This is a genomic window from Corallococcus sp. RDP092CA, assembly GCF_041903675.1.
In the GTDB taxonomy this organism is placed as follows: domain Bacteria; phylum Myxococcota; class Myxococcia; order Myxococcales; family Myxococcaceae; genus Corallococcus.
This window is the reverse complement of sequence record NZ_JAYESI010000013.1, coordinates 1-18,831: the sequence shown is the minus strand read 5'-3', so window position 1 is coordinate 18,831 and position 18,831 is coordinate 1. Positions and strand designations below refer to the sequence as shown.

Sequence of the window (18,831 nt, the reverse complement as noted above, 5' to 3'; positions counted from 1 at the left end):
AGGAGCCAGGGCCCCCGGACGCTACCAGATGCCCGCGCCTCGCGACGCCACGGAGCGATTCCACACCTTGCGTGAATTCCATGGATGCATGCGATGTTTCACGGCGTCGGAGCGGGGCCCGATGACCCGGCGGGACGACCTCGCTTTCGAGCGCCGGACTTCGCCCGGGCTGTAGGTCTTGACCAGAACGCGCGGTGCTGGGCGGAATGGCAGCCATGGCCACCGCCGAGAAACTCGTATTCCCGACCATCGTCGAAGGACTCTTCGTCCGGGGCCTGTCCGGGAGGGTGCCCTTCGCACTCAAGGAGCAGCTGCGCAAGGAAGGGCTGGACCTGGACCGCCCCCTGCAACCGGCGTACTCGCTGGCCACGTGGACGCGCTGCGTGGCGCTGACCGCGAAGACGCTCCACCCGGAGCAGCCGGACGCGGTGGCGTGGCGGATGCTGGGCGAGCGGATGATCGACGGCTACCGCGACACGATGGTGGGCCGCGCGCTGCTGGGCGTGCTGCGGCTCATCGGGCCCAAGCGGATGCTGCACCGCACGCAGCACAGCTTCCGCACCGGCAACAACTACACCGAGGTGCGCATCACCGAGCGCGGCGAGCGCGAGGCGGACCTCTGGCTCAACGAGCCCGGCCTGCTGCGCTACTTCAAGCAGGGCGTGATGCTGGCCACGGTGCGCGCCGCCAGCGGCCCGGCCACGCAGGTGGACGTCGTCGAGTTCGACGACGAGAGCGTCACCTACCGCGTGTCCTGGGGCGCCCCCGGCTCCTGAGCCGGCGAAAAGGCCCTGCCCCGCGGATCCGCGACCCCGGGGACCCTTGCCCGCACCGGGCCCCATCTGCCAGCGTGAGGACCTGCGCGCGGCGTCCGGGCCGTGGACGGCCGCGCGAAGAGGGGGCCACATCATGCCGTCGAGCGAGCGCGCCAACCTGCCGCGCTGGAACGGTCAACAGCGGGGATTCTTCGAGATCTGGTTCCTGGTGGTGCTCGACCCGGGCGGCGACCGCGCCTGGTGGTTGCGCTACACCCTGTTCACCCCGGCGCCGGGCAGCCCTGGCGAGCCTCGCGCCACGATGTGGGCGGCGGCGTTCGACTGCGCGTCCCAGGACCGGCCCGCGGTGGCGCTCAAGGCCATCCATCCGGCCTCCGCCTTCACCGCGCTGCCGTCTGGTGGCGTGCGCATCGCGGACTCGGAGCTGACGCCCGGCCGCTGCCACGGCCAGGTGGCCAACGGGGGGCACGCCATCGCGTGGGACCTGCGCTTCCAGGGCGGGCACCGCGGGCCGGTGCGCCGCGAGCCGCGAGGCACCGCGCTCCTGCCCCTGCCCACGCGCGTCGCCCACGTGCACGACGACGTCACCTTCGAGGGCACGGTGACGGTGGACGGCGAGCGCATCGACGTGAGGGGCGCGCCGGGCCTCCAGAAGCACCTGTGGGGCCACCGGCGGCTGGAGGAGCTCACGTGGCTGTACTGCCCGCGCTTCCGCGAGGACCCCGACGCGCGGCTGGAGATCATGGCGGTGCGCGCGAAGCGCAGGCGGGGCCACCCGCGGCTGGCGCCCATCTACCTGCGCACGCGCGACGCCGAGCACACGTTCCATGAGGTGCCCCACCTGCTCCTCAGCCGCGTGACGTCGCCGTCGGCCGGGGAGCTGGCCTTCCGCGCCACCTCCGCCACCGTGGCCGTGGAGGGCCGCGCGTGGTGCGACCCGCGCACGCTGGTGGGCTACGCGTACCGCGACCCCAAGGGCTGGGACGTGCTGGTGGCCCAGAGCGACGTGGCCCGGTGCGAGGTGCGGCGGTTCTCCCGGCCCCACCCGTTCGCGGCGTGGAGGCCCGCCGGGCTGCTCACCTCCACCGTGGGCGCGCTGGAGTTCCACGGCCCGGCGCCCATGCCGGGCGTGCGGTACATCCCCTGGGACGGGACGGCGCTCGACGAGGACGCCGCAGCTGAGGGCGCACCGGCCCTGGGCACGGGCTGACGCGAGGGGAGGCCGGGCCGCCTGCCCCCGCCTCCCGGGAGGGAGCGGCTTGGGGGACGGGGCCCGGGGTGCCGCACGGGCGGCGCCCGAGCCTGGGGCACGGGCTGTGGATGGAGCCGGGCGTGACCACCCTCTGGGGTGACGGCCCGCCGCTCCCCTGAATCCCCATGCACCGGCTGCTGAGACACCTCCAGTCGCTTCTCCGCGTGGAGCCCGGAAGACCGGCCCTGTGGGCGGGCATCCGGGCCGCCGTCGCCACGGCCCTGCCCCTGTGCCTGGCGTACCTGCTCACCGTGTCGGAGGCCGGCTGGGCGGGCCTCACCGGGCTGCTCGTCACGCTCGCGGACAAGGGCGGCTCCTACCGGGCGCGGGCGCGCGTCATGGGCGCGGTGACGGTGCTGGGGGCGCTCGTCGGCATGCTCGCCGCGCCCGCGGGGCACACGTACACGGTGGACGCCACGCTGCTGCTCCTGGGCGTCACGGCGGCGAACTTCGCGCGCTGCTATGGCGAGACTGCGGGCTCCGTGGGCGGGCAGCTCGCCGTCATCTTCGTCGTCTCGCTGGGCGCGCCCGCGTCCTCGCTCCGGGAGGCGGCGCTGCGCGGCGCCTCGCTCCTGCTGGGCGGCGTGTGGGCGATGACGCTGTCGCTGCTGCTGTGGCCGCTCAGGCCCTACCGCCCCGCGCGCAGGGCGGTGGCGCTCGTGTACGCGAGGTTGGGGATCGCGGCGGAGGAGCTGCGGAGGGCCACGCTGGAAGGGGCCTCGCCGGAGGCCTGGGCGGAGGGGCTGAGGCGCCATGCCAGCATCCGCCCGGACATCGAGCATGCGCGCGACGTGCTCGCGGCCACGCGGCGAGGGAGGCCGGACGAGTCGCGGCGCGGCGAGCACCTGCTGGTGCTGGTGGAGCTGGCGGAGCCCATGATGGCGCTGCTCAGCGCACTGGCGGAGGCGATGCAGGTGGTGGGGCGCGACCCGCACATGCACGCGACGCGCGAGCGCGTGGCCCGGCTGTGCGAGGCCTTCGCCGCGATGGACCAGTGGGTGACCCGCGCGCTCCAGCAGGAACGCAACGAGGGCATGCGCACGCCGCCCCGGCTGGCGCTGAGGCCCCGGCACCGGCAGCCCGCGAGGATGGCCGCGCCGCCCGTGCGCCGGGGCGCGGAGGGGCCGCTGTCCACGCACGTGGCCGCGCTGCTGGACCGGCTGCGCGAGTACGCGGGCGTGGCGCACGAGACGGCCTCGGGCCTGCTCTTCGGCGACCCGGTGTCGGCGCGGGGCAGGGGCACGGTGGGCGGCACGAAGCAGGCGCCGGGGTTCTCGGTGTGGCAGCCGATCCGGGACAACCTGCACCGGGACTCGGTGGTGCTGCGGCACGCGCTGCGCACGGGGATGGTGGCCACGGCGGCGCTGGGGCTGACGCGGGCGTTGCAGGTGGGCGACGCGCACTGGGTCAGCCTGGTGGTCATCTCCATCCTCCAGCCCTACGCGGGCAGCACGGAGGAGCGCGTGCTCCAGCGCACGCTGGGGACGCTGATGGGCGCGAGCCTGGCGGCGCTCATCGCGACCACGGTGCACACGCCGCCCCTGATGATCGGCGTCATCAGCGGGCTGACGGCCGTCTCCGTGTCGCTGCTGCCGCTGAACTTCGGCGCGTTCCAGGTGCTGCTCACGCCGGACTACCTGCTGATGGCCACGCTCAGCTCCGGGGACTGGACGGTGGCGTCGCAGCGCTCGCTGGGCGTGCTCATCGCGGGGACGCTGGCGCTGGTGGGCTCGTGGACGCTGTGGCCCAGCCCGGAGCGCCGCCGCTTCCCGGACGCGGCGGCCTCCGCCCTGCGCGCGGACGGCAGGTACCTGCAACAGCTGGTCACGCACCGCAGCGGCACGGACCCCGAGGTGAACGAGGAGCGCCGCCGCCTGGACCAGGCGCTCCTGGACGCGGAGTCGTCCTTCCAGCGGTTGATGACGGAGTACCGGGGCCCGCCAGGGCACCTGGAGCCGGGTATGGCGCTGCTCACCTACGCCAGGAGGTTCGCGCTGGCGGTGACGGCGCTGGGCACGGGGCGGTTCGAGGGAAGGACGACCTCGGTGCTGCCCCAGCAACTCGCGCAGCGCGCCAGCGACAGCCTGGAGCTGCTCGCCCGGGCGTTGCAGGAGCGGCGCGAGCCCCCGCCCCTGCCGGCCCTGGCGCTGCCGCGCACCAGCGACGACCCCGTGCTGGGAGCGCTGCTGGAGCGCGTGCCCCGGCAGCTGGGCATCCTGCACGGCGCGGTGGCGCGCATCAGCGAGGACCCATCGCTGCGCTGACGGCCCCGGGCATGGCCACGTCCTCCCGCCGGACCTGGCCTCCCACGGCGTTCTTACGCTGCTTCATGCAGGACGAGCTGGTCCCGCAGATGGGCCTGGAGGAGGCCCCCCGGACGAGGTGGCGTCGTTCAATCGCACGGACATGTGGGCCCTGAACGCGCCGCCGCGGCACCCGCTGATGTGGACGATTGCCCCGTCACCCCATCCCCAAGGGACAGAACGAAGAGAGGCCAACGCATGGCGTCTGGCTCTAGCGCGACGCTTCAGGGAGGAGCCGAAGCCGCCACGGACGTGGTCGCGGCGACCAGGTTCCCGGCGCCGTCCTTCGCCAGACCATACAGCTTGATGGCGCCCGTCACGGCAGGGAGGCGGACGCGCCACGTGCCGGGCGTGGCCCCCTTCTGGGACTCCAGCACCGTCACGCGGTCGCGCTCCGCGCGGGTCGGCGCGCCCCGGAAGTTGTAGGCGAAGGACACGTCCAGCGGCGTGGTGGAGGTGACGTCAAAGGCAACGTTCGCCCAGGTGGCCGTGCCGTCCTTCTCCACGCCTTGAACCACCAGCCGGACCGGCACGGGCAGCGCGGGGACCGGCTTCGTGCCCGTGTAGGCCTCCCGCACCGCGTGCCAGGCCGGCCGCGTGGAGGTGCCGGACAGCATCCCCAACCACAGGCCGGTGTGGTCCAGCGCCGCGCTGTAGTTGAAGACGAACAACCCCAGACACCGGCCCGCCTGGACGTGCGGCGCCAGCGCGTTGCGCCAGCCATCCACGATGACGTCGTACTTCTCCACGTCCCCCGGCTCCTGGGGCACGCCGCGAGCGTCCTTGGGGACCTCCCATTCCCCCTGGGCCCCGAACTCGGTGATGAACCAGGGCTTGCGCCCACCGGCCTGCTTCACCGCGTCCGCCAGCGCGTGGATGCCCCGGCCATAGACGTTCAAGCCATACGCATCCAGCGAGGGGACGTACTTCTCCCAGAGCGGGATGCCCAGCGTCCACGCGTCCACGGACAGCACCGGGTGCGCGGTGTCCGCCTTCTTCACCGCGCGGACGACCTTCTCCAGGAAGCGCGCGTAGGCGACCTTCGAGGGTTCGTCCGGCGAATTGAGGATGACCTCGTTGCCCACGCCCCACGCGAGGACCGCCGGATGGTCCTTGAAGCGGCGCACCTGCGCGAGCGTGGCCTGGAGCTGCGCCTCACGGCCCTTCGCGTCGCGCACGTAGTCAAAGGCGTCGTCATTCTCCATGCCCGCGCGGCCCGGCCGCAGCCACAGCCCCACGAGCACGCGCAGGCCCTGCTTGTGCGCGGCGTCGAGCAGCGCGGCCGTCTCATCGCCGGTGCCCCAGGTGCGCAGCGTGTTCACGCCCAGGGAGCGCAGCCGCTCACAATCCTTGTCGAAGCTCGCGGGCCCGCCCGTGCCACTGAACGTGACGCCCTTCGCCACGTAGGGCTGGCCGTCCACCTCCAGCGTCCATCCCTCCCCTGCCTTCAGGATGGCGGTGCGGGCCGCCACGTCCCCGGTGGGCAGGAGGAGCGCGGTCAACAGCAGCAAACCTGCGGCGACGGGGCGGGCAGTGGCCATGGAGGCGAAAAGTCTAGAACGCCTTCCGCCGGAGCGGGGCGAGGGACAGCTCCAGCCCCGTGCTCACCCAACAGGCTCCCTCCAGGCGCAGCACGTTCATGGCGCACGGCGAGGCAGGGCGTCACGAAGAGCCCCAGACGAGGTCCAGCGGTGCATGGGCCGAGGTGTCGCCCTCTCCCGCGCCAGCCGACCGTCACGCCGGAGCCCCACGTCCCCAGCCGCCGGGTTTCGTGCTACCCCGAAGCCGTGGCCCCGCTTGTCCTCCCCCTCGAACCCGCCCCCCACGCGGACGAAGTGCCGGGTTCGTTCCCGAGCCCCTTCGACGCCCTGGGCCCGCACGCCCTCGCGCGCCGGGCCGCGGAGTCGCTGCAGGCCACGCTGCGAGAGGGCTTCATCGCGCCAGGGCTGGCCAGCGACGTCCTCCAGGGGCCGGACGGCGGGAAGATGTTCGGCGTGCTCGTGGTGCGGCAGCCGGACGGCACGTTCGGCGTGCTGCGCGCATTCTCCGCGATGCTCGCGGGCCGCTGGGACGTGCCGGGCTTCGTCCCCCCCGTCTTCGACCGCGAGGCGCGTGCCCGCGTGGAGCCAGTGGCCGAGGCCACCGTGAAGGCCCTGCTGGCCCGCGCCGAAGCCTGGAGCGCCTCCGAAGAACTGCGCCGCCTGCGCGAGGACGATGACGCCCGTCAGGCACGCGAGGCCACGGAGCGCGAAGCCATGCGCCTGCGCCACGAGGCCCGCCGCCGTCAGCGGCATGAGCGCCGCGCCGCCATCATGGCCATGCCAGGGCTTCCAGAGGCCGACCGCGCAGCGGCACTCCACGCACTCGACCAGGAGAGCCGTGGCGACAAGGCGGAGAAGCGCCGGTGGGACGCAGCCCAGGAAGAGGCCCGACGGCTGCTCGCCCCCGCCCGCGCGAAGGCGGAGCGTCGCCTGCGAGCCCTGGACCGGCTGCGGCGCATCGTCTCCCGCGGCTTCATGAAGCAGCTCCACGACACCTACGCCATCACCAACGCCCGAGGAGGAGTCCGTCCCCTGCGCTCCCTCTACGGAGGCGCGGAGCCTCCATCGGGAGCCGGTGACTGCGCGGGCGCGAAGCTGCTCGCCTGCGCCTTCACGCATGGACTCCAGCCCGTGGCGCTCGCGGAGTTCTGGTGGGGCGCGCCGCCCGCGTCCGGTGGGCGCATCCAGGGCGCGTTCTATCCCGCGTGCCGCGACAAGTGCGGCCCCCTGCTCCCGTTCATGCTGGAGGGCCTCCAGGTCTCCGCGCCCCGGGTCTTCGTCCCGCCGCCCGCGCCCACACCGGAGCTGTCCATCGTCTTCGCGGACGCGTGGCTCGTCGTCATCGACAAGCCCTGCGGCCTGCTGTCCGTGCCGGGCCGGGATGCCGCCCTCCTGGACTCGGTGCTCACCCGCCTGCGCGCGCGCTACCCCGACGCCACGGGGCCGCTGCTCGCGCACCGGCTGGACCTGGACACCTCGGGGTTGCTCGTCGCCGCGCTGGACAGCCGCACGCACGCGTCCCTTCAACGCCAGTTCCTCCACCGCGACGTGACCAAGCGCTACGTCGCGCTCATCGACGGCCCCGTGCGCGGCGACGCGGGCACCATCACCCTGCCCCTGCGCGTGGACCTGGACGACCGTCCCCGGCAGATCGTCGACCCCGTGCACGGCAAGCCCGCCGTCACCGACTGGGAGGTCCTCCACCGCGAGGCGCGCCACACGCGCGTGGCCCTCCATCCGCGCACCGGACGCACCCACCAGCTCCGCGTCCACGCGGCCCACCCCCAGGGCCTGGGCGCCCCCATCGTGGGCGACCCGCTGTACGGCCACGCGGGCCTCCGCCTGCACCTGCACGCCGAGACGCTGGCCTTCGTGCACCCGGCGACGGGGCAGCGCGTGTCCTTCACCCGCGCCGCCCCGTTCTGAGGGGCCGCGTCAGTTGACGAGCAGCACCTTGCCCATGCCGCCCTGCTCCGCGACCTTCTGGGCCTCGCGCGCGTCGTCCATCTTGAAGGTCCGGCCGATGGGAATCACCAGGTCGCCCTTCGCCGCGCTCTCCGCGAGCTGCGTGAGCCGGCGCGCATCCGGATGCGCCATGAAGCTGCGCACCACGAGGCCCTTCTCCTTCGCGCCCTTCGGTTCACCCAGCACGCTGCCCACGGTCCCGCCGTGCTTCACCTTGTCGAGCACCGCCGCCACGGCCTCACCGCCCACCGTGTCCGCCACCGCGTCCAGCGTGGGCAGCTTCGCGAGGTCCTTCGGGTCATCCAGCGCGACAACGCCCTCCACGCCCAGCTTCCGGGCCTCCTCCACCTGCTTCTTCCGCACGCCCGCCCAGATCTTCGCGCCCCGCGCCCGCGCCGCGAAGATGGCGGAGCGCCCCACCGCCCCCAACGCCCCCGTGACGAGCAGCGTGTCCCCCTTCGAGGGCCGCACGTGCTCCTCGATGAGCTGCGTGCCCGTCAGCGTCACCAATGGCAGCGCGGCGGCGTCCTGCAGCTCCAGGTTGTCAGGCACCTTGGCCCAGCACTCCGCGGGCGCGACCACCGTCTCCGCGTAGCCCGCGTTCACCAGGCCCATCACGCGGTCGCCTCGTTCGAAGGCGTCCTCCAGGCCCGTGCCCACCTCGAGCACCTCCCCGGCCACGTCCCGCCCGAGGATGGTGGGGAACTTCAGCTCCATCCGCCCCTTCATGTCCCCGCGGCGGATCTTCCAGTCCACCGGGTTGATGCCCGCGGCGGTGACGCGGACCTTCAGCTCGCCCGGCCCCACCTTCGGCTCGGGCATCTCCTGCACCGCGAGCACGTCCACGTCCCCATAGCCTTTGAGCACGACCGCTTTCATCCGGGCCTCCACGTCGCCGAGCGAGGAAAGAGAACTCCACCGTCGGCCCAACGGTAAGCACCGGCAGGAGGGTCGCCATCGGCGCCGGGCGGTCGCCCCGCCTCCTGCTTCCCTGGCGGCGCACGGACAGGCAGCCGCCCGTCAGCGGGGCTGGAACTCCAGCGCCTCGCGCAGCACCGGGTAGGTGTCCTCCGCGGCGGTGCTGCCCATGAAGGTGTCCAGGTGCCCGTAGCCCGGCAGCGTGCGGCGCTGGTAGTAGCGCGCGCCGTTCGCCTCGCGCAGCCACTGGAACGTGCGCTCCGTGGACGACGGCAGGTAGGTGCGGTTCTGCTCGCTGGAGACGAAGGTGATGGGGCGCCGGAAGGGCTGCGGATCCAGATAGTCCGGCGGCCGGGCCTGCCCGTAGCGCCGCAGGTTCTCCGCGCGGCCGAAGTCGAACTTCACCGCGCGACCGCCGCGCGCCATCTGCCCCAGGTGGCGGAACGTCAGCAGGTTGCACTTGCCGAACTGCTCCTCCAGCCGCGCGTGCGTCTCCGCGTTGAGCCGCGCGTGCCGGTACAGCCGGCCGTACATGAACGACAGCCGGTGGCACACCGGGCTGTCACACTCCATCCGCAGGAAGCCCGCCACCTTCGTGAAGGCCGCCTGGAACAGCGGCGTGCGGGACGCGTCATCCGGCGTCAGCGAGTCCAGCCCCATGTCCAGCAGCTCCGGCACGCGCAGGAGCGCCTTGAGGCGCGTGGAGGCCGGCGTGTCGTGGTGCAGCGCCACCTGCGACGCCACCACGGTGCGCACGTCCGACAGGTGCCCCGCGGCCATGGACATGAAGAACGCCGCCGAGCCCGCGCAGTGCACCACCGCCTGCACCGACTCCGCGCCGGTGATCTCACGCACGCGCCGCACCGCCGCCGGCATGTCGTGGTCCGCCGCGTCATCCAGGGTGAACTGGCGCAGGGGCAGCTGCACGCTGGCGCGCCAGTCCAGCAGCCACGTGTCGTAGCCGTGGCGCACCAGGTGCTGGACGAAGTTCTCCTTCAGCGTGGGCAGCATGAACATGCCACTCCACACGCCCGCGCCGTGCACCAGCAGCACCGGCCCCTTCGTCCCCCCCACGTAGCGGGTGAGCCGCAGGGGCACGCCGTCGCCCGAGAGGAAGTCATACCGCTCCGCCACGGGCAGGCCGTTGACCCGCATGTCCTGGGACAGCGTCCGCGACACCGCCGCGCCGCTTCGGTAATCAAAAGCCATGGGCCACCGCCTCCGCGATGCGCTCGGCCACCGCGCTGATGGTCATCACCGGATGGAACCCGATGGACGTGGGGATGACGGAGCCATCCGCCACGTACAGTCCGGGGTAGTTGAACACCTCGCCCTCGGGCGACACCACGCCCCGGGCCGGGGACTCCGCCAGGTGCGCCCCGCCCAGCGAGTGCACCGTGAACGGCCGGCGGAACACCTCCCAGGTGACGAGCGGCGCGAACGTCCCGCCGTACTGCGACGCCAGCTCGTGCATCGCCGCCGTCATGCGGTGGACCAGCGCGTGGTTCTCGTTCGCGTAGTCCCACTCGATGTCCAGCCGGTCGCCCTTGAGCACCATGTGCCCGTTGGCGTTGTCCTGGCCAATGGCGAACAGGTTGCTCGTGCGCGAGGGGTCCACGCCCGTGCCCAGCGGCTGGCTGAACAGCCCCTTGGAGAACGCGCCGTGCAAGAGCGGCCACAGCTTGGGCCACAGCGGAGCGCCGAGGCCGCCCAGCGGCCCCAGCCGCGGCTGCCCCATCCCCGCGAGCACCGCCGTCGCCGGCTGGTTGAAGGTGGCCGTCACCATCGTGAAGCGCGGCGCGGCGTCGAAGAAGCGCATCACCGTGGCCACGTCCGGCCCCTCCCACGGGAGGATCTCCTCGCGGCTGCCGTGCAGCGAGCCCAGGAAGTCGCCGTTGCCGGAGTAGCCCCTGCCCAGCCACTCGCTCACCAGCGGCAGCGTGCGGGCCCGGTCGCGGCTGCGCAGCAGGAGCTCCACCGTGCCCAGCGCCCCGGCGGACAGCACCACGCGGCTGCCCTCCACGGACGCCTTCTCCCCGGTGGCCAGGTCCGTGAAGTGCACGCGGTAGCCGCCCGCCACGCGCTGCACGTGGGACACGGACAGGCCGGGCCACACCGTGGCGCCCAGCTTCTCCGCGCGCGCCAGGTAGGTGAGGTCCAGGGTGTTCTTCGCGCCGTGCTGGCAGCCGAACTCGCACTCCGCGCAGCGCTGGCACGCCTTGCGGCCGGGCGCCGAGGGCTCGGTCCAGGAGACGGCCTCGTCGGGGTCGAACGTCTGGCGCCCCATGCGCGCGGCGGCCTGCTGGAACAGGTCGCGCTTGCGCAGCGGGATGGACGCGGGGAACGGCTTCACGTCCAGCTCGTGCGCCACCTTGTCGTAGTACGGGTCCAGCGCCTCGCGGCTGAAGCCCCGGGGCCAGCGCGGGTGGTCGAAGACGATGGGGTCCGGCCGCACGTGGATGTTGGCGTAGATGAGCGACCCGCCGCCCACGCCGCTCGCCGTCACCGTGCCGATGCCGGACAGGAAGCGCACGTCGTACAGGCCCCGCGCCTCCGGGCGGACCGGCGGGTTCCAGAGCAGCGCGTTCGCGCGCGTGACGTCCCGGGGGAACTGGCCGGGGGGATAGCGGCGGCCCCGCTCCAGCACCGCCACGGACCGGCCCGCCTGCGCCAGCCGGAGCGCGGTGATGGAACCGCCGAAGCCGGAGCCCACCACCACCACGTCGTACCGCTTCGCCATGCCCATGGTGTGTTCCCCCTAGTCGAACTTCGCGCGGGCGAAGACGTCCCAGAGCGTGCCCATGAACATGCCGCCGAAGCGGCGCATCGCGTCCGCCTGCTTCAGCGGCGAGGACGTGCCCAGCACGGAGAACGTGGTGAGCTGCTGGAGGAAGTCCGGCAGGTGCAGGCGGATGATGCCGGCGGCGACGACGGGGCCGGTGCGCTCGTGCCCCTTGCGCAGCACGGTGTAGAGCGTGGACGTGTCGCTCCACACGTCGAAGCCCGCGTCGTCGTTGACCTCCTTGTAGCCATCCAGGAGGTACGGCTGGCCGTCCACGCCGGTGAAGGGCAGCAGGTACAGCATGCGCCGCTCGTAGAAGCGCTCCGTGCCCACGAAGAGGTTGAAGACGCCGTTCTCCACCGGCGCCCCCCCGGGCGGCGTGAAGCCGCGCACGGTCAGCGTGCCCTGCACGATGCCGCCGTGGGACTCCTGCGCGAGGAAGCGGTCCAGGTTCGGCAGCGTGATGGTGACGACGAACTCCGCCGTCTGCCCCGCGCGCTGGGCCGCCCTCGCCGCCCCGGTGAAGTCCTCCGGCGACGCGGGGTTCGGCTGGAGGAAGCCCTTCATCCGCTCCGTGAAGCGCAGGCCCACCACCGGCGTGGGGGACGCCACCGTGCCGCCGGGCGGAATCACGACGTCGCCCAGCGGATCCGTCCCCGGCACCACCGGCGAGGCCGCCGTCTCCACCTCCGGCATCATCCGCATGCTGACGCGGGGCGGGTACGCGGGCGCGGGCTGCACCGGGGTGCGCTCCGGCGCCACCCAGCCCGGCGCGTCCTTCACCTGGCGGATGACCTGCTCCACGTTGCGCTCGGCCACCGCCGCGATGCTGGAGGACGGGTTGACGCCCACGCCCACCGGGAGCGCCGCGCCGTCCATGACGTACAGGCCGGGATGGCCGTGCACCTCGCCGTGGGGATCGAGCACGCCGTACGCGGGCTCCTCCGCCATCGTGCAGCCGCCCAGGTTGTGCACGGACACCGGCAGGTGCAGCCGCTCCCAGAGCGGGTTGTAGGCGGCGCGCGTGCCCAGCGCGCGGGCCACGTCCTCGCAGAGCTGCTCCTGCGTGCGGTAGAGCGGCAGGTTCGCGGGCACGTCCCACTGCACCTGGAGCTCGCGGGTGAGGGGGGACAGCGTCAGCCGGCCGTTGGACTTGTCCCGGCCCATGGCCAGGAACACGGCCTGGAAGCGGCCGCGCTCGTTCTCGATGGAGGCCATCTCCTTGGAGCGCGTGCGCAGCACCTTCACCAGCTCGCGCTGGAGCAGGTCCGCCGGGAGCGTCATCGCGCGGTCGGGGTCCATGGCCATCATCAGCCCCGCCGCCTGCACCGGGTGCCCGCCCTCCTGGAAGAGGAACCAGGTCTTGTCCTTGCCCTCCCCTTCATCCACCACCATGCCGGTGGTGATGGTGGGGCCCACCGCCGGGTCCCACGGCTCCTTCGTGTCGAAGGCGAAGGCGAGGAAGTCCCCGTTGGCCGAGTAGCGCGACCCCAGCCGCGCGCTCAGGTCCGGCAGCGTGCCGAGCACGTCGCGGTTGCGCAGCAACAGCTCCGTGGTGTTCACCGCGCCCGCGCACAGGAAGACGCGGCGGGCGTCCACGGTGCGCTGCATGCCGGCGTTCGCGTGGTCGGTGAAGGTGACGCGGTAGCCCGGCGACAGGGGCTCGATGCGGGTGACCTCCGCCTGGGTGGTGACCTCCGCGCCGCGCTGCTCCGCGACGGCCAGGTAGTTCAGGTCCAGGGTGTTCTTCGCGCGGCGGTTGCAGCCGATGTCGCACTCGCCGCAGTAGCTGCAGCCCTCCTGGAGCACGCCGAACTTGTTGGGCAGGGGCTCGCCCGCGGGGGCGAAGCGCACGGCGAGGTTCGGGTAGAAGAACTGCGCCTCGCGGCCCAGCTTCCTCGCCACCTCCTGCATCCGCTTCGTCTTGGGCGGCAGGCCGCGCGCGGAGGCCGTGATGGGCTGCACGTCCAGCATGTGCGCGACCAGGTCGTAGTACGGATCCAACGCCTCCCGGCTGTAGCCCTCCGGCCACCCCGACGCGAAGACGTCCGGCGGCGGGCGCAGGTGCACGTTGGCGTAGATGAGCGAGCCGCCGCCGTACCCCGCCGCCTGCACGACGCTCATCCCCTTCAGGAGCTTGATGTCGAAGAGCCCCTGCCGGTGCTGCCACAGCCAGCCGTTGCGAGGGTCCTCGAAGTCGCGCGGGAAGCTGCCCTTCGGGTAGCGGAGGCCACGTTCGAGCACGCGCACGGACAGCCCCGCCTGCGCGAGCCGACAGGCCGCCACCGCGCCGCCAAACCCCGTGCCGATGACCAGGGCGTCGTATGCCGGTGCCATGTTCCCCCTCGGGTGCGATCCCTGGGGAGCAGGGATCCGGAAGCGCGACCCGGGAACGTCCAGGAAAGGACGGACCTGACTCTACAACGGGTGGCCCCCGTTTCCTTGAGGCCCCACCCCCTCCGCGGATCAGCATTTTTCGCTCTGGAGGCAGGCATTCCCCGAACAGCGTGTATCCACCGGCGCCCAACCCGCTGGAGGCCCTTGGCGGACAGCGTCACGCGGCATCCCGGCGAGTGACACGAGGGGGACGGCGAGGGAGCTGTTCCCGGGGAGTACGGGGAAACCCGCGTTGCCTGCTGGACGAGCGGACGGAGGGCTGCCCCTCGGGGCACGCGACGGCGCCCCAGGTCTCGCTGTACTGTCTAGAAAATCTAGATTTGCAATGAAGACTCGAAAAATTCCGGAGACGGGGGCACACCGGGCGCTGACGGAGCAGGAGGTGCCTGCGGCATTGGCATCGACGGGGCCGAAGGCGGATCCGCTGTTGGGGGCGCAGCTGGGCGAGTTCATCGTCCAGGAGCGCATTGGCGCGGGCGGGATGGGGGTGGTGTACCGGGCGGAGCACCCCATCATCGGCAAGCAGGCCGCGGTGAAGGTGCTGCGCGCGGAGCTGGTGTCCGCGGAGCAGCAGCAGCGGCTGGTGGTGGAGGCGCGGGCGGCGAACGCCATCGGCCACCCGGGCATCCTGGACATCTTCAACTTCGGGACGCTGCCGGACGGCCGGCCGTACGTGGTGATGGAGCTGCTCCAGGGCCAGTCGCTCGCGGCCGTGCTGCGCGCGAGAGGTCCGCTGGACGTGGGGACCTCGGTCTGGGTGTTGGATCAGATCCTCTCGCCGCTGGGGGCGGCGCACCGGGCGGGCGTGGTGCACCGGGATCTGAAGCCGGCGAACGTGTTCATGGTGGAGCGGCCGGACGCGGCGCCCATGCTCAAGCTGGTCGACTTCGGCATCGCCAAGGTGCTGCAGTCGAGCGAGGGGCTGACCCACACGGACGGCTCGGTGCTGGGGACGCCGGACTTCATGGCCCCGGAGCAGATCCGCGGCGGCACGGTGGGGCCGGCCACGGACCTGTACGCGCTGGGCGTGATGGCGTTCCAGCTGCTCACGGGCGCGAAGCCGTTCCAGGGTGAGAGCGTGCAGATGCTGTTCGCGCACGTCGAGCAGACGCCGCCGCCGCCCTCGTCGAGGATGGGCGGCATCCCTCCGGAGTTGGACGCGCTGGTGCTCCAGTTGCTGGAGAAGGATCCGGCGAAGCGGCCCGCCTCCGCGGAGGCCGTGCGTCAGCGGTTGAAGGCGCTGTCGCTGGAGCGGGCTCCCGGGGGGCTGGTGCCTTCCGCGCCGATGGAGGCGAAGCGCGACGAGCCCACGGCTCCCACGGCGCCACGGCCACCGGGGCTCGCGGCGATGCTCTCGGCCCGCCGGCGGGGGGTGCCGTTCGCGGCGGCGGCGAGCGCGGGGTTGGTGCTCCTGGGCACCGGGCTCTGGTGGCTGGCACGGCCCACGGAGACACCTCCGACGATGGAGGAGCGGCTCCCCACGCCGCCCCCTCCCATGGTGACAGCGCCGGCTCCAGCGCCAGCTCCAGTGGAGCCAGCCCCTGCTCCCGTCGTGGAGCCCGAGCCCGTGCCGGTGGAGCATGCCGGAACGGAAGCGGAGCCGGAGCCAGAGCCGGAAGTGAGGGCCTCGGGACACGCTTCGCTGCCGCTCACGACGGCGTCCGCGAAGAAGCTGGCGCGGCGGCTGGCGGGATTGTCCAGGCAGCTGCGCGCGCGAGCGAAGGACGTGGACGCGGAGGGCGCGCTGCGGAGCAAGCTGATCCAGCAGTACCGGGCCGCCGCGGACGCGAAGACCGACGCGGAGCGCGCGCGGATCCACGTGGCGCTGGATGGCTTCGAGAAGGCGCTGGCCGAGCGCATCGCGGAGCATGACGCGCCGCCCGCGCCGATCGTCCCGGAGCTGCCCAAGGTCCCGCCGCTCACGCTGCCCACGCTGCTGGCGCTGCCTCGAACCAACGCGTCCGAACAACGCCTGGCCCAGCGCTTGGACAAGCTGATCGCGGAGCTGCGCAGGCGCACCCATGGGCAGGACGTCGCGCCGGACCTGACGCGGAAGCTGATGAGCCTCTACGCCCAGGCGGCGCAGACGACCACGGCCACCGAGCGCACGGAGGTCCATCAGGCGCTGGATGCGTGGCAGGCGCAGTTGAACGCCCGCCTCCCGAAGTGAGCAGGGAGCCCGGCCCCCGCCGGTCCCTGCCTCGTTCGTCCTCGGAGCACGGGATTCTCCGAGCAGCGTGGATATAACGGCGGGCGAGCGGGCAGGTGGCTCGCCTGGACACGCGACGGCATCGCCTCGGCCCGGTACCATCGGTGCGCGATGGGCGCTTCCATGACGACGGACGATTGCCAGAGGCGGAGGAACGCGAGGTGGTGACGGACGAAGAACTCCCGGCGGCTCTGGCGGCGACGCCGCCGTCGGTGGATCCGCTGGTGGGGTCGAAGATCGGCGAGTTCGTCATCCAGGAGCGCGTGGGTGCGGGCGGGATGGGGGTCGTCTACCGGGCGGAGCACCCGCTGATCGGCAAGCACGCGGCCATCAAGGTGATGCGCGCGGAGCTGGTGTCCGCGGAGCAGGAGCAGCGGCTGCTGGTGGAGGCGCGGGCGGTGAACGCCATCCGGCATCCGGGCGTGCTGGACATCTTCAACTTCGGGACGCTGCCGGACTGCCGGCCGTACGTGGTGATGGAGCTGCTCCAGGGCCAGTCGCTCGCGGACCGGATGCGCGAGCAGGACCGGATGGACGTGGGGACCACGGCCTGGGTGTTGGATCAGGTCCTGGCCGCGCTGGGCGCCGCGCACCGGGCGGGCGTGGTGCACCGGGACCTGAAGCCCGCGAACGTGTTCCTGATGGAGCAGCCGGACGCGGCGCCGCTGATCAAGCTGGTGGACTTCGGCATCGCCAAGCTGATGCAGGCCCAGGACGCGCTGGCGCGGGCGGACGGCTCCACGCTGGGGACGCCGGACTTCATGGCCCCGGAGCAGATCCGCGGCGGCGAGGTGGGCCCGGCCGTGGACCTGTACGCGCTGGGCGTGATGGCGTTCCAGATGCTCACGGGCACCCGGCCGTTCCAGGGCGACAACGTGCAGGTGATGTTCGCGCACGTGGAGCAGGTCCCGCCGCGGGTGTCATCGCGGGTGGAGGAGATCCCGCCGGAGCTCGATGACCTGGTGCTCCAGTTGATGGAAAAGGAGCCCGCCAGGAGGCCCGCGTCCGCGGCGGCCGTGCGGCTGAAGCTCCGGGGGCTGGCGCGACCGCCGGCGCCATCCGGGGGCCCCGAGGCGGAGGCGGCGGTGAGGCAGGAGGCGGAAGCTCCGCCGGGTGTCGCATCGCAGGCGGCCCCGGAGGTGCCGGCATCGCAGGCGGCCTCGGAGGTGCCGGCATCGCAGGCAGCCCCGGAGGTGCCCAAGCGGGAAGAGCCCACGGCCCTCGTGGCTCCGGCGCCCGCGGTGGCCGTGCCGGGTCGCCCGAGGGCCGTGTCCCTCGCGGTGGCGGCGGTCGCCGGGGTGGCGCTGCTGGGGGTGGGTTACTGGTGGGGGGCGCAGGCGGGGAAGGCGGAGCAGCCGCTGGCGCTCGCGCCACCGCGACCTCCCGAGCCGGTGATGGTGGACGCGAGGCCCGCGCCTCCGGTGGCGGAACCCCCGCCGATCACTGCGACGCAGCCCCCGGTCGAGGAGCCGCCCGAGGAGCTCGCGGCTCCCTCCGGAGAGGAAGCCCCGGCGGAAGCGGAGACCGCAACCCAGGCGAAGTCCACGAAGTTGCCACCGCTGCCGACGGGGACTGCCGCCGAGAAGAAGCTGGAGCAGCGGCTGGCAGGGCTCTTCAAGCTCCAGCTGGCGAGGGTGAAGGACGTGGACGCGGAGGGTGCGCTGCGCGCCAAGCTGATCCAGCAGTACCGGGCCGCCGCGGACGCGAAGACCGACGCGGAACGCGCGAGGATCCACGCCACGCTGGATGACATCGAGAAGGAGCTGACCCAGCGCATCGCGCTGCACGACGCGCCCCCGGCTCCCGTCACGGTCGTCGCCGCCCCGGCGGCGCCACAGCCGCCCCAGGTCCCGGCGCTCGTGATTCCCAAGCTCCCCACCCTGCCCCAGGGCAATGCCTCCGAGCAGCGGCTGGCCCAGCGCATGGACAAGCTGGTGGCGGAGCTGCGCAAGCGCACCCAGAACCAGGACATCGCGCCGGAACTGACGAAGCAGCTGGTGGACCTCTACACCGAGGCCGCGAAGGCCCAGACCGCCACCGAGCGCATGGAGCTCCATCAGGCGCTGGATGCGTGGCAGGGGCGGTTGACGGTACGGTTCCCGCCCTGAGCGGAAGCCTGCTTGTGGAGACTTGAACCCACTCCGGGGCCAGGACACTTGGCCGCAAGGACGCTCTCACGCTTCAACTGGTCCGTCGTATCGGGGAGCAGAGCAATCTTGCGATGGAGGGCCGAGTCGCCCGCTGCTCGGCCCTCCACGCGCCTGCCCCTGGGGCTGGATCGGCTTCAACAACCCCGCTCCGTCCAACAACTCCCGCACTCGTTCAGCTAGCGTGGAGTTGCCCCCGTCAAATCGGACAGCTCAGGGTTGGGAGTTCGCAGTACGGAACCTGTGAGGAACCCTGGCCAACTGGCGCTGGGCTTGCTCAACGAGCGCTTCATCCGCACGCTCAAAGAGCAGCTGCTCTGGGTACACACCTTCTCCATCGTGGAAGAACTCCGGCGGGCCCTGCTGCTGTGGGCTCACCAGTACAACGAGCACGGGCTGCTGGAGCGTCACCACGTAACCGTTCACCGGCTCACGCTGCGTGCGCGAGCTGAGGGGCCTCCGCGAGAGGTAGCAGTGAGGGTGGCTGCAAACCTCGGCGGTGCGCGCGCAGCGAGTCCGTCAGGAAGTCGAGCACGCCCCG

The 18,831-nt window shown here is 72.6% G+C and carries 11 protein-coding genes and 1 pseudogene; 7 read left to right on the top strand and 5 right to left on the bottom strand.

Annotated features, from left to right (window positions below; all coding sequences use genetic code 11):
• The first annotated feature begins 215 nt into the window (after positions 1-215).
• From U8525_RS16130 to U8525_RS16120, 3 genes are all read left to right on the top strand, one after another.
• Complete coding sequence (locus tag U8525_RS16130) at positions 216-776, top strand: DUF2378 family protein (protein WP_374266546.1); 561 nt, start codon at positions 216-218, stop codon at positions 774-776.
• A 133-nt stretch (positions 777-909) separates the two neighbouring features.
• Positions 910-1,986, top strand: coding sequence for a hypothetical protein (locus U8525_RS16125; RefSeq protein WP_374266544.1), 1,077 nt, complete (start codon positions 910-912; stop codon positions 1,984-1,986).
• Between the two features lie 167 nt (positions 1,987-2,153).
• The gene (locus U8525_RS16120; RefSeq protein ID WP_374266542.1) at positions 2,154-4,292 is read left to right on the top strand and encodes an FUSC family protein; all 2,139 of its coding nucleotides are present in this window, start codon (positions 2,154-2,156) and stop codon (positions 4,290-4,292) included.
• Between the two features lie 263 nt (positions 4,293-4,555).
• Here U8525_RS16120 and U8525_RS16115 read toward each other — a convergent pair whose 3' ends face one another.
• Positions 4,556-5,872, bottom strand: coding sequence for a glycoside hydrolase family 2 TIM barrel-domain containing protein (locus U8525_RS16115; protein WP_374266540.1), 1,317 nt, complete (start codon positions 5,870-5,872; stop codon positions 4,556-4,558).
• Positions 5,873-6,166: 294 nt separating this feature from the next.
• On the opposite strand from U8525_RS16115, the gene U8525_RS16110 reads away from it, so the two are divergent.
• Positions 6,167-7,798, top strand: coding sequence for an RluA family pseudouridine synthase (locus U8525_RS16110; protein WP_374266538.1), 1,632 nt, complete (start codon positions 6,167-6,169; stop codon positions 7,796-7,798).
• 9 nt (positions 7,799-7,807) lie between these two features.
• Here U8525_RS16110 and U8525_RS16105 read toward each other — a convergent pair whose 3' ends face one another.
• The 4 genes from U8525_RS16105 to U8525_RS16090 form a co-directional block, all read right to left on the bottom strand.
• Positions 7,808-8,716: an NADP-dependent oxidoreductase gene (locus U8525_RS16105; protein ID WP_374266536.1), complete on the bottom strand. Its 909-nt coding sequence runs from the start codon at positions 8,714-8,716 to the stop codon at positions 7,808-7,810.
• Between the two features lie 141 nt (positions 8,717-8,857).
• On the bottom strand, positions 8,858-9,964 hold the full coding sequence (locus U8525_RS16100) for an alpha/beta fold hydrolase (RefSeq protein WP_374266534.1): 1,107 nt from the start codon (positions 9,962-9,964) through the stop codon (positions 8,858-8,860).
• The gene (locus U8525_RS16095) at positions 9,954-11,501 is read right to left on the bottom strand and encodes an FAD-dependent oxidoreductase (protein WP_374266532.1); all 1,548 of its coding nucleotides are present in this window, start codon (positions 11,499-11,501) and stop codon (positions 9,954-9,956) included. The genes U8525_RS16100 and U8525_RS16095 overlap by 11 nt, the downstream gene beginning before the upstream one ends.
• A 12-nt stretch (positions 11,502-11,513) precedes the next feature.
• The gene (locus U8525_RS16090) at positions 11,514-13,874 is read right to left on the bottom strand and encodes a GMC oxidoreductase (RefSeq protein ID WP_374266530.1); all 2,361 of its coding nucleotides are present in this window, start codon (positions 13,872-13,874) and stop codon (positions 11,514-11,516) included.
• 385 nt (positions 13,875-14,259) lie between these two features.
• Between U8525_RS16090 and U8525_RS16085 the strand changes: the two genes are divergently transcribed.
• From U8525_RS16085 to U8525_RS16075, 3 genes and pseudogenes are all read left to right on the top strand, one after another.
• Positions 14,260-16,104, top strand: a complete 1,845-nt coding sequence (locus tag U8525_RS16085) for a serine/threonine-protein kinase (protein WP_374266528.1) — start codon at positions 14,260-14,262, stop codon at positions 16,102-16,104.
• Positions 16,105-16,307: 203 nt separating this feature from the next.
• Positions 16,308-18,251 carry a serine/threonine-protein kinase gene (locus U8525_RS16080; RefSeq protein WP_374266526.1) on the top strand — a complete coding sequence of 648 codons (1,944 nt, stop codon included), beginning with the start codon at positions 16,308-16,310 and terminating at the stop codon, positions 18,249-18,251.
• A gap of 321 nt (positions 18,252-18,572) precedes the next feature.
• Positions 18,573-18,701: pseudogene (locus U8525_RS16075) on the top strand (IS3 family transposase); the annotation flags it as partial.
• Between the last annotated feature and the right edge of the window lie 130 nt (positions 18,702-18,831).